This window comes from Salmonella sp. SAL04213 (assembly GCF_046550535.1).
Classification (GTDB): domain Bacteria; phylum Pseudomonadota; class Gammaproteobacteria; order Enterobacterales; family Enterobacteriaceae; genus Salmonella; species Salmonella enterica.
Genome location: NZ_JBGDXS010000014.1, coordinates 69,145 through 80,132, shown reverse-complemented (window position 1 = coordinate 80,132; position 10,988 = coordinate 69,145). Strand labels below are relative to the sequence as shown.

The window sequence follows — 10,988 nt, the reverse complement described above, 5'->3', positions numbered from 1 at the left end:
ACAGGATGAACGCCAGAAAACCGGCGCAGACCATCCCCATCACCGCCAGCACCCGGGCGACGATATCCGCCGGCACCGGCCGGCTGAACACCGCCACCGCCAGGGTCCAGCCGCTCATCAGCAGCACCCACAGCAGCAGCGAGCCCTCGTGCGCCCCCCAGGTGGCGGCCACCCGGTACCACACCGGCAGCTGCGTGTTCGAGTTGCCGGCGACATAGGCCACGGTGAAGTCGTTAACCACAAAGGCGTGCACCAGCACGAAAAACGCGCCCGCCACGCAGATGAACAGCAGCCAGGCGAACACCCCGGCCGACGCCATCATCCGCGCGTCGCCGCGCGCCACGCCCCACAGCGGGTAAACGGACAGCAGCAGCGCCACGCCGAGCGCCAGGCACAGCAGTGCGTGGCCGTATTCAGGCATCATGATGAGGTGTCCTTATCAGCGCGTTGCAGGCGGCGGTGGTTTTCCTGCATCGCCTTTTCCACTTCCGGCGGGGTGTAGTTCTCGTCATGCTTGGCCAGCACCTCGTGCGCCAGGACGTGGTTGCCCTTCTCCAGGGTGCCCTGCACCACCACCCCCTGCCCCTCGCGGAACAGGTCCGGCAGTATCCCCTCATAGCTCACCGTCACCGACCCTTCGGCGTCGTAGAGGCTGAAGTTCACCTTCAGCGAGTCCGGGTCGCGCCTGACGCTGCCGGGCATCACCATCCCGCCGACGCGCAGGCGCTGGCCCACCGCCGGCAGCTGCTGCGTCTCGCGCTTGCCGTAGAGGATTTCGCCGGGGGTATAGAACAGGTCGATATTCGCGCGCAGCGCGTACAGGACCAGGGCGGTGGTCAGCCCCAGGCCCGCCAGCACCGCGCAGACCACCCGTAGCCGGTTTTTACGTCGCAGGTTCACGCCGCCTCCTGTTGCGCCTGTGCGGCACGCATCCGCGCCTCGCGCGCCCGCTGCTGCGCCACGCCGCGCAGAATGGCCCGGCGCTGCAGCACCGTGTGCAGCGCCAGCAGCGCCAGCGGCGCCACGGTCATCGCCACCGCCAGCCAGACAAAAAAGGCGTACCCGCCCATGGCGAAAAAATCGCTCCACGATGAAAATGCCGGACTCACCGGTGCCCCCTTTTCAGTATCAGTTCGCTCACCCACGGGCGGCGTTTTTCCATCAGTAAAATCAGGTTGCGCATCCGCATCAGCGCCAGCGTCATAAAGAGCAGCAGGTAGCCGGCGATGGCCCAGCGCAGCGGCGAGCGCATCGCCGGGTCGATGCTCTGCTGCATCCGCGTCGAGCCCTGGTGCAGGGTGTTCCACCACTCAACGGAGTAATGAATGACAGGCAGGTTCACCACGCCGACCAGCACCAGAATGCCCGCCGCGCGCCCGGCCATTTTACGGTCGTCAAAGGCGTGCCACAGGGCGATGACCCCGGCGTAGAGAAACAGCAGCACCAGCTCCGAGGTCAGGCGCGCGTCCCACACCCACCAGGTGCCCCACATCGGTTTGCCCCACGCCGCGCCGGTGACCAGCGCGATGAAGGTGTACACCGCCCCCACCGGCGCCATCGCCGCGACGGCAAGGCTGGCCATTTTCATCTGCCAGACCAGCCCGGTAAACGCCGCCACCGCCATCGCCGCATAGATACCCATCGACCAGATGGCCGCCGGGACATGCAGGTACATAATGCGGTAGCCCTCCCCCTGCTGGTAGTCCGCCGGGGCGAAACCAAAGCCCCGGACCCAGCCCGTGGCCAGCGCGATGATGCCGGCCGCCGCCAGCCACGGCACAAGCCTGCCGCAAATCTGATACAGCCGGGGCGGCGCCGCCAGCTGATGAAGGGTTTTCCACATAGTCGTCACCTGACCTCCTGAAACCAGTAAAATGTCCGTCGCGCCGGGGCGCTACTGCACGCTGAGGCGCAGCGCCGCCGCGGTGGCGAACGGGCTTAACGTCGCGCTGCCCGCCAGCAGCGCCCCCAGCACCGCCAGATAGCCGTCAGCGGGTAAATGCATCGATGCCGCGTCCATCGCCGCGGCGGCGAAAATCAGCACCGGGACACTCAGCGGCAGCACCAGAATGCCCAGCAGGACGCCGCCGCGCCGCAGGCCGGCCGTCAGCGCAACGCCCGGCGCGGCGAGAAACCCCAGCGCCGGCGTGCCGAGCAGCAGCGTCAGCGCCATGATTTTCCAGCCGTACACGTCCATCCCCAGCAGCAGCGCCACCAGCGGGGAGAGCATCATCAGCGGCAGGCCGGTCACCGCCCAGTGGGCCAGCACCTTCGCCAGCACCACCGCCGGCAGCGGCACCGGCAGCAGCATCAGCTGCTCCAGGCTGCCGTCCTGCAGGTCGTCGCGAAACAGCCGCTCCAGCGCCAGCAGCGAGGCCAGCAGCGCCGCCACCTGGATGATGCCCGGCGCGATACGCGCCAGCAGCTGCGGCTGCGGCCCGACGCTTAACGGAAACAGGGTGATGACCATCAGGAAGAACCACAGCGGGCCGGCGATGTCCGCGCCGTGGCGGAACGCCACGCGCAGTTCGAGACAGAAGACACGCCACATCACAGCCCTGCCTCCCCGCCGGTCAGCGCCAGGCGGCGGACGGTGTCCGCGGCCCCCGGCAGCGGCTGGTGGGTGGTGAGAATGACCATCCCGCCCTGCGCCGTGTGCGCCGCCATCCGCCGGGTGAGGCGCGCCACGCCGTTAACGTCAATGGCGGTGAACGGTTCGTCGAGCACCCACAGCGCGGCGCGGGTCAGCCACAGGCGGGCCAGCGCCACCCGGCGCTGCTGCCCGGCCGAGAGCCGGGCGACCGGCACGTCCTCAAATCCCGCCAGCCCGGCCTGCGCCAGCGCCTCCGGGAGACGCGCGCCGTCGCCGGGGTGGAAAAAGTGCAGGTTCTCCCGCGCCGTCAGGCGGGATTTAATCCCCGGCTGGTGCCCTATCCACAGCAGGCCGGAATGGAAGCTGTCGCGCACGCGGCGCAGGGGCTCGCCCTGCCAGTACACCTCGCCGCCGTCCGGGCGCGCCAGCCCGGTCAGCAGGCGCAGCAGGGTGGTTTTTCCCGCGCCGTTGCCGCCGGTGACCTGCACCCACTCCCCGGCCTCCACGGTGAACGACAGCCCGCGAAACAGCGTCCTCTCGTCCCGCTCGCAGTACAGATCTCTGGCTTCAAGCATCATTGTCATTGCGCATATTCAGGTTGATATGGCGTATAAACACCGGTCAGGCTTTCCAGGAAGGCGACGATATCGTCAATATCGTTTTGCGGCAGATCGGTGCCAACCTGGTAACGCAGCATCAGTTTTACCGCGCCATCCAGCGTCGGTACGTCGCCCCGATGGAAATAAGGCGCCGTTAACGCGACGTTGCGTAAGCCCGGGACTTTTTGCCGTAATTTATCGCGAACCTCTTTGGTGACGTTCATACGACCAATATCCGCTGCGGTAATTTCGCCAAAATTAAAGTCTCGCTTTAATCCCAATGGTTCAAAAGAGCGTCCGCCTAAAATGATACCGCCGTGACAGGTTGCACATTTATTCTCTTTAAATAATTGATAACCGTGTTTCTGTTGCGCGGTCAGCGCATTTTCATCTCCACGTAGCCATTTATCAAAAGCGGAATCCGGCGTTATCAACGTTTTTTCAAATTCGGCGATCGCATCAGTAATATTTTCCCCGGTAAATCCTTGCGGATAAACCGCCTGGAAATCTTTTTTCAGGACAGGATCTTTATCAAGCTTGCTAATAATTTCATCCCAGGATTTAGAGGCCATTTCAATAGGATTTAACGGTGGTCCGCCTGCTTGCTCCTGCAGGGTTGCAGCACGACCATCCCAAAATTGTTCGATATTAAATACGGAGTTGAATACCGTCGGCGCATTTATTGGTCCTACCGCACCGCCAACGCCAATTGAGGTTTTTCTGCCATCGACACCGCCCGCATTTAACGCGTGACAATGCGCACAGGATATTGTGCTGTCGCCGGATAAACGTTCATCATGATAAAGCCGGAAACCTAAGTCGACTTTTTTCGCATCGACGGGAATATTGCGCGGAATAGGCTGAACGGGTTCATTCCGGTGCGCGGCGTCGGTATCGGCGCTGGCATAGTTGCGCTCACGCTGATCGGCTATCCAGTTCAGGATGTCAGTACGCTCTTTATCGCTGACGCCCCCCGCCCAGTGCAGCGCGACATAGCGGGTTGGCGGCATAGTCTGATGTTGCATAACCCATTCAATTTTATTCAGTTCGCTTTGCGGCACCGGCGTATCCGCAATCAGGGCGGCCCGTACCGCCTCCAGGTTAAACGACTTGTAGCCGAGCTGGATATCGTAATCCATTAGCTGCTTTGCCACCGGGAAAGAGGAATAAAAAGGTAATTCAGCGGAAGGCGTATGACAATAATCACATCCTTTCTCCCTGAAATAACCCAGTATTTTATTATTTTCACCCACAACCGAGGCCTGCACATCGCTTTTTTTACTGCGCTGTTTGTCGTAATACCATACATACCCGGACAAACCTAAATAACATAACAGCCCAACGGTGATAACCGTTGTCGCATAGAGGGTAATTTTTTTCATATCACTATCCTTATGGGGTATTGCGGCATGATTAATTAAATTTTATTTTTTTACTCATGAGGCCCGTCAATACTAAATACAAACCCATCATGGATATTGATTGGTATCAATAATTACAATTGGCTAAACCTATAGATATGATAACCCCCGACTATCGTAAGATTTATTTTGCGATGCCCGTCACAGGGTTTATTCAGCCGCAACAATGGATAAATCCTCTTTTCCGTCATCAAAACGAACGATAGCCAACAATAATTGACTTAACGCAGCATAAAAACCATAGGGATCATGCTTAAGGCAATTATTTGTAAATTCCGGAAGCCATTCCAGTAATGACGACAATGTTTTCTGGCGTAATTTATTCATTCTCCGTTGTTGGAACGATTCACCCAATGAAAAATGTAAATGGCTGAGTAATTCCAGATAAATCGCCAGGTGGTCGGCCGGCTCTTTAAAATCGTCGTTGACTTCCATCCCGGCTTCAAGCAATAAATGTTTAATCATGCCGGGTTCCTGCTGCGGGTATTGCGAGGCGTAGGGCAAGGCCGATTTTTTATCCGTCATCAGGAACAATCCGCAAAAATCTGCGGCCAGCTCCAGCTGCGCATCCTGGCGCAGGCTAAGCGCGGCAATTTTTTGTTCGAGTAACGCCACCGACGCCGCCAGCGCAGGCTGACGCTTTAACAGCGCCAGCCAGTCCGCGATTTCCGCGGACTGTAATTGTATTAACCCTTCATCATCCACTTCCCGGAAAAAGAGTAACGCCAGCCATGCATATACGCAGGCGTACTGTTCCTGAGCAAGCGCTGGCTGCTTAATCATGCGGATTCCCCTGCGATGCGGGTACATATTCACACTGCGCGACCATCTCGACCGGACCGTTAAACGCTGTGACGTTATCAATAGGGCCGGTATATTTTTCAATTTCCACCAGCGTCGTATGCGCGCTGGTCGCCTGCGCGAGCTGTGATGTACCGATATCCAGCGTTAATACGTTAGGGTTGCCGTACTTACATAACGCGTTGAGATCGCCGCCTTTATCAGGATCGTACCAGGCGCCTTCATGAATTCGCGCCACGCCCGGCGCATAGCGATCGGAAACTACCGCCCCCGCCAGTACCTGCCCGCGTGCATTGAATACCCGCACGATGTCACCGTTGCGGATCCCGCGCGCGCTGGCATCCTGTGGGTTAATAAAGACCGGCTCCTTGCCGCCAACGGCATATTGCTGACGCAGCGTTTCCGACTCGCACAGTTGGGAATGCAGACGGAAATCAGGGTGGACGGATTGTAAGTGCAACGGCCAGCGCTGCGATCCCGGCCCGCCATGCGAGCGTTCGATTTTTTCGAACCACATGGGATGGCCCTGACAATCGTCGTATTGCATGTCGGCGATCGTTTTGGAGTAAATCTCGATCAAACCGCTTGGCGTGCCCAACGGCTCCAGGTCCGGATCTTCACGGAAAGCCTGATGGCGCACAAACATCTGCGGATGATCAAACTCGATGTACTCCTGTTGATTCCAGAACACCTCGAAAGTCGGTAAGTGGATACCGCGACCTTTTCCCTGCTGGCTCCCTTCCTGCCAGATGCGTTTCAGCCAGCCCATTTCATCAAGGCCTTCCGTGAATGCCGCTTCACGGTTAAAGCGTCGGCAGAGATCGCGGAAAATATCAAAGTCGTTACGCGCTTCAAACTGCGGCGACACCACCTGTTTCATGGCGATAATCCCGCGGTTAGAGTGATTGCCGAACTGATCGAGGTCGTTACGCTCAAATTGGGTGGTAGCCGGCAAAACGATATCCGCAAAGCGGCAGGTCGACGTCCACTGGTTATCAATAGCGATGACCGTTTCCAGCTTGCGCCACCCTTCAATTATGCGGTTAATTTGTTGGTGTCGGTGGAACGGGTTAGTCCCGGCGAACACGCACATCTTCAGCGGCGGTAATTTAACCGATTTGCCGTTCCAGTTAATGATCTTGCCCGGTTCAAGAATGGCATCCATAAAACGCGCAATAGGAATGGTGCTGCTGTAGCCTTTGTAATCCGTGCTGTCGTGCACTGGCGGAACGGTCGTCGAACCGGAAAAGCCGCTTAAAATGATCCCTTTACGGCCAGGCGTCCCGGCGCCGTTGTAGTGCCAGCCAAAACCAAAGCCGCCGCCCGGTAAACCAATCTGTCCCAGCATTGCCGCCAGCACGACGACCATCCATGACCACTGTTCGCCATGCTGCATACGTTGTACGCACCAGCCAGCGATGATTTGCGTTCTGTCGCCCGCCATCTGCCGCGCCAACGCGCGGATGGTGTCGGCGTCAATACCGCACAGTTTTTCCGCCCAGGCAGCATCTTTGGGCTGTCCATCTTTCTCGCCCAGCAAATAGGGGAGGAACTGGTCAAAACCGACGCAGTAGTTATCGAGGAAATTTTTATCGTACAGTTTCTCGCTGTACAGGGTATGCGCCAGCGCCAGTTGTAACGGGACATCCGTCTGCGGGTTAATGGCGATATGTTTGACCTTATCGCGCCCCAGATAATCGTGCGTGGAGGTGACGACCGGGTCGATGCTGATGACCGAGATAGCGCCGCTGGCAACCTTCTCTTTTAATTGTTCATAGTACTGATAGACATCGTGATCCGGGCACCACCAGTTTGCCTGCTGGTTTTTCACCATATCAGAACCCCATAGCACAATCGTTTTACTGTTCTGTAAAACCAGAGGCCATGACGTTTGCTGCTCGTACACTTCCATTGAACCCACCACGCGAGGCAGAATCACCTGCGCCGCGCCGGTCGAATAGTCCCCTCCCGTGCTGATGCTATTGCCATGTAGCGCAATCGCGCGCGCCAGCATCCCGGAGGCGTTATGGAACATGCCGGTAGATTGCCAGCCGCTCGCCGTCAGTAACGCGCTCGGCCCGTAGGTTTTTTGCACCCGCTCCAGTTCCTGATAGAACAGATCCAGCGCTTCATCCCAGGAGACGCGCACAAAACGATTATCACCGCGCTGCGAGGTGTCGCTTTGATGACCTTTGCGCATCCAGTCGACGCGCACCATCGGATAGCGAATACGCGCCGCGTTGTGGACGTGATCGGGCAGACCGGCGATCATTTTGGACGGGTATTTATCCTGTTCAAACGGTTTTGCCGCCACAAATCGACCGTCAACCACCGTGGCGCGAATCGCCCCCCAGTGAGAGCCGGTAAGGATACCCTCTTTCGTCGCGGCGCCTGGCGCAACGGCATCCGCTGCGCGGGCGCTACGGGGCGTCAGCAGTGACGGCCCCAGCATTCCTGCCACCGTCAAACCGCCAAGCTGCGCCAGAAAACGTCGACGAGAGACGTGTAGCGTGTCCTTATTTTTCATTGTGTTCTCCCTTATCGCTGTGCGGCGTGTTGGTGGTATCAGACGCATTCATCTGGAGATATTTCAACAAGGTACGTTCTTCACGCTTATCCAGACTGGTGAAACCGATCATGCCGTTGAGCGTGCCGATCCAGCCGTTAGCGTCAAAGTGCGCTTTGTCCGGCGCGCCGTGACACTGATTACAGGTGCCGTTATAGAGGGAGTCGGCATAGGCCCAAATCGGTTTAATGTCATTTACCATGTCGCCTTTTTGCATCCACGCAGTTGCCTGTAATTTGCTCCACTGAGTATTGGTCGCCGCGACGGTGGTCTCTTCCAGCGTTTTCACATGCTGTTGCACATCGCCGCGAATCGAGGCGACAAAAATACGTTTACCGGGCAACTGCGTCAGCACGCGCTGGCGACCGTCCGTCTCCGTCCAGCCTTCGATTTGCACTTGCAGCCAGTCACCGTCCCGTTTAAGGACTTTCACTTCAGAAGCAGGTAACAGCGAACCTGCCGGTTCTTTATCGCCTTTAGCGGCGTAAATCGGCTTGATATCCAGCGAATAGAGCGTATCGCCGTCATTATGCGTACTGGCGCTGGCGCGCAGTTCATCAAACTGTTTGCGGAAACCGCTGCTCATATCCGGTAGCTGGTGGGCAATCCCTTTATGACAGTCGATGCAGGATTGATTTTCTTTCGCGGCGATTTTCATTTGCCGCGCCGCTTCCGGGTTCTGTTTCGCGTGATCCATCGCATCGTAGTTATGGCAGGAACGACAGGTCGCGGAGTTATTCTCTTTCATGCGCGCCCATTCACGCTCGGCAAGCTCGGCGCGTTTGGCTTCAAATTTTTCCGGGGTATCAATCGAGTGGGCGATAAATGTCTGGTAAAGATCGTTGCTGGCTTCCAGCTTACGTTTCACCATGCCTGGAATATCAGGGGGGATATGGCAATCGTGGCATTCCGCGCGTACGCCGGAAGCATTCTGGAAATGTACGGACTGTTTATATTCCTGATACACCGGCTGCATACTATGGCAGCTGACGCAAAACTCTGTCGTACTGGTCAGTTTGATACCGACGTGAGGTAACACGATCAGCGCAACGCCGATCACAATCCCGACAATGACCAGCGCCAGTATCGACCAACGGGCGCTTGGCCTGAGTAGCGCTCTCCAGAGTTTTCGCATAATAGCCCCTGTAATTATATGGTTTAATGCGCAGATCTTATTCCGCAAATATGAACAGCGTCACTGGTCAGGATGAACGGGATACGGCAATATATGAACAGATATGAACAGAAAGAGACCGCGCGCAGGATGTCACATCACATTGTTATTGTTGAGGATGAACCTGTTACTCAGGCCAGATTACAGGCCTATTTTGAGCAGGAGGGGTATCGCGTTTCGGTGACCGACAGCGGCGCGGGCCTGCGTGACATCATGGAGCATGAGCACGTTTCGCTGATCCTGCTGGATATCAACCTCCCCGATGAAAACGGGTTGATGCTGACCAGGGCGCTACGCGAACGTTCCACGGTGGGCATTATTCTGGTGACGGGGCGTTGCGACCAAATCGACCGCATCGTCGGGCTGGAGATGGGCGCGGACGACTACGTCACCAAGCCGCTGGAACTGCGCGAGCTGGTAGTGCGGGTAAAAAATCTTTTGTGGCGCATCGATCTGGCCCGCCCCACGCCGCAAAATGCCAGTGAAAACTGCTATATGTTTTCCGGTTACTGCCTGAACGTGATGAATCACACGCTGGAGCACAACGGTGAAGCCATTAAGCTTACGCGCGCGGAGTACGAGCTACTGCTGGCCTTTGTGACCAACCCAGGCAAAGTGCTGCATCGCGAACGCCTGCTGCGAATGCTTTCCGCCCGCCGCGTAGAGACCCCGGATCTCCGCACGATTGATGTCCTGGTTCGCCGCTTACGCCATAAAATTACGCCGGAACTGCTGGTCACACAGCATGGCGAAGGCTACTTTTTAGCCTCGGAGGTGTATTGATACAGATAGACGGGCCGAAATCCCGGAGGCGATAGCGAACGGCGAACGCGCGCGCTGTCGGCGTTGTTATGCGTCAAAATAAGTACCGGCGGGCTGATATTTTCAGGCACCGGCTGCCCCTGTAAGACCTTAATCGACTGCGTTATCGCTAATTCTCCCTGCCAGGCCATCTGATCGCTGAGCGCCATCAGGATATGGCCGCGTTTTAAACCGCGATAAACCTGATGCGTCAGATAAAATGAGACGATCGTGAGCGGAGTCGTCAAATTTCGCCCTTCGCCCATCGCCGCCTCCGCCGCTATCGCCGATCCGGCGACCACATTGGCGTCCGGATGACGCTCCAGCATTTCCTGGAGTAAGTTTCGCTGCACTTCAATGTCGTTATCGCCCCAGGCGATATCCACAATGTTGATGGCGCTGCCTTTAATTGCCTGACGAAAACCCGCCACCATCTCCTGACTGCCGCCGGCTTCTTCCGGCCCCGGGAAGAGTAAAACGTTAAGCGCTTTTCCTTTGCTCCACTGCACCAGGAAACGTCCCGGCAGATACCCCATCTGAAACCACGGCAGACCGACGCGGGTTGCGACGCTGGCATCGTGAATCATGTTCACCAGTTCAATAACCGGCACATTACCGGCATACCGTTCCAGCTCCGGGAAACGATCGGTACTGCTGCCAAGCAGAATAGCGTCGGCACCCCACTCCCGGCACTGCATCATTTGCTGTTGTTGCGTCGCCAGTTGCCGATAGCCATTCGCTTCCAGCACTTTTAAATCAACGCCATACAATTTGGCCGCTTTTTGCATCCCGTAGTTGACGGACAACCAGTAAGAATCTTTCAGGCTGGGGTATAATGCGCACAGTTTCCAGGGTTTACTCGCATTGACTGACGTTTGCCGCCAGGGAATCGCCCGATCGGCGCGCGTCCAGTGTAGCAGTCCGGTTTCGGCTGACGCCGTTTCTACATTCAAGACGATGATTATCAAAAAAAAGAACGAAATAAGCGCGCGCATGATAGCCCCACCAGCAACAAGGTTTTATCCTAATGGTT

11 protein-coding genes and 1 pseudogene are annotated in these 10,988 nt (G+C 57.3%); 1 reads left to right on the top strand and 11 read right to left on the bottom strand.

Annotated elements, in window-relative coordinates; all coding sequences use genetic code 11:
* The 10 genes and pseudogenes from ACLJPQ_RS21420 to torC all read right to left on the bottom strand — a co-directional run.
* A pseudogene (locus ACLJPQ_RS21420) lies at positions 1–424 on the bottom strand (heme lyase NrfEFG subunit NrfE); the annotation flags it as partial.
* Positions 421–900 (bottom strand): cytochrome c maturation protein CcmE, encoded by a 480-nt coding sequence (gene ccmE / locus ACLJPQ_RS21415; RefSeq protein WP_193627521.1) that lies wholly within the window; start codon positions 898–900, stop codon positions 421–423. The pseudogene ACLJPQ_RS21420 and the gene ccmE, both read right to left, overlap by 4 nt.
* Entirely contained in the window at positions 897–1,109 is a 213-nt protein-coding gene (gene ccmD / locus ACLJPQ_RS21410; RefSeq protein ID WP_000074110.1) for a heme exporter protein CcmD, read from the bottom strand. Before ccmD ends, ccmE begins: the two co-directional genes overlap by 4 nt.
* Complete coding sequence (locus ACLJPQ_RS21405; RefSeq protein WP_000265996.1) at positions 1,106–1,843, bottom strand: heme ABC transporter permease; 738 nt, start codon at positions 1,841–1,843, stop codon at positions 1,106–1,108. The genes ccmD and ACLJPQ_RS21405 overlap by 4 nt, the downstream gene beginning before the upstream one ends.
* Before the next feature lie 51 nt (positions 1,844–1,894).
* The gene (ccmB, locus tag ACLJPQ_RS21400) at positions 1,895–2,554 is read right to left on the bottom strand and encodes a heme exporter protein CcmB (protein WP_000990036.1); all 660 of its coding nucleotides are present in this window, start codon (positions 2,552–2,554) and stop codon (positions 1,895–1,897) included.
* Complete coding sequence (gene ccmA / locus ACLJPQ_RS21395; protein ID WP_079940924.1) at positions 2,551–3,168, bottom strand: cytochrome c biogenesis heme-transporting ATPase CcmA; 618 nt, start codon at positions 3,166–3,168, stop codon at positions 2,551–2,553. Before ccmA ends, ccmB begins: the two co-directional genes overlap by 4 nt.
* 5 nt (positions 3,169–3,173) lie before the next feature.
* Positions 3,174–4,574: a cytochrome-c peroxidase gene (locus tag ACLJPQ_RS21390; RefSeq protein ID WP_000724469.1), complete on the bottom strand. Its 1,401-nt coding sequence runs from the start codon at positions 4,572–4,574 to the stop codon at positions 3,174–3,176.
* A 189-nt stretch (positions 4,575–4,763) separates the two neighbouring features.
* Positions 4,764–5,396 (bottom strand): molecular chaperone TorD, encoded by a 633-nt coding sequence (gene torD / locus ACLJPQ_RS21385; protein ID WP_000595415.1) that lies wholly within the window; start codon positions 5,394–5,396, stop codon positions 4,764–4,766.
* Positions 5,389–7,941, bottom strand: a complete 2,553-nt coding sequence (gene torA, locus ACLJPQ_RS21380) for a trimethylamine-N-oxide reductase TorA (RefSeq protein WP_080184671.1) — start codon at positions 7,939–7,941, stop codon at positions 5,389–5,391. Before torA ends, torD begins: the two co-directional genes overlap by 8 nt.
* A complete protein-coding gene (gene torC / locus ACLJPQ_RS21375) occupies positions 7,931–9,115 on the bottom strand; it encodes a pentaheme c-type cytochrome TorC (RefSeq protein ID WP_001230254.1) in 1,185 nt (394 codons plus the stop codon). Before torC ends, torA begins: the two co-directional genes overlap by 11 nt.
* A 129-nt stretch (positions 9,116–9,244) precedes the next feature.
* On the opposite strand from torC, the gene torR reads away from it, so the two are divergent.
* Positions 9,245–9,937, top strand: a complete 693-nt coding sequence (gene torR, locus ACLJPQ_RS21370; protein WP_001562512.1) for a two-component system response regulator TorR — start codon at positions 9,245–9,247, stop codon at positions 9,935–9,937.
* On the opposite strand, the gene torT is transcribed toward torR, so the two are convergent.
* Positions 9,910–10,950, bottom strand: coding sequence for a TMAO reductase system periplasmic protein TorT (torT, locus tag ACLJPQ_RS21365; RefSeq protein WP_080184672.1), 1,041 nt, complete (start codon positions 10,948–10,950; stop codon positions 9,910–9,912). The genes torR and torT overlap by 28 nt on opposite strands.
* Positions 10,951–10,988 lie beyond the last annotated feature (38 nt).

Coding starts and splice junctions, on each gene's coding strand:
- ACLJPQ_RS21405 (WP_000265996.1), bottom strand. CDS start 1,843: ATGTGGAAAACCCTTCATCAGCTGGCGGCGCCGCCCCGGCTGTATCAG.
- ccmA (WP_079940924.1), bottom strand. CDS start 3,168: ATGCTTGAAGCCAGAGATCTGTACTGCGAGCGGGACGAGAGGACGCTG.
- ACLJPQ_RS21390 (WP_000724469.1), bottom strand. CDS start 4,574: ATGAAAAAAATTACCCTCTATGCGACAACGGTTATCACCGTTGGGCTG.
- torD (WP_000595415.1), bottom strand. CDS start 5,396: ATGATTAAGCAGCCAGCGCTTGCTCAGGAACAGTACGCCTGCGTATAT.
- torA (WP_080184671.1), bottom strand. CDS start 7,941: ATGAAAAATAAGGACACGCTACACGTCTCTCGTCGACGTTTTCTGGCG.
- torC (WP_001230254.1), bottom strand. CDS start 9,115: ATGCGAAAACTCTGGAGAGCGCTACTCAGGCCAAGCGCCCGTTGGTCG.
- torR (WP_001562512.1), top strand. CDS start 9,245: ATGTCACATCACATTGTTATTGTTGAGGATGAACCTGTTACTCAGGCC.
- torT (WP_080184672.1), bottom strand. CDS start 10,950: ATGCGCGCGCTTATTTCGTTCTTTTTTTTGATAATCATCGTCTTGAAT.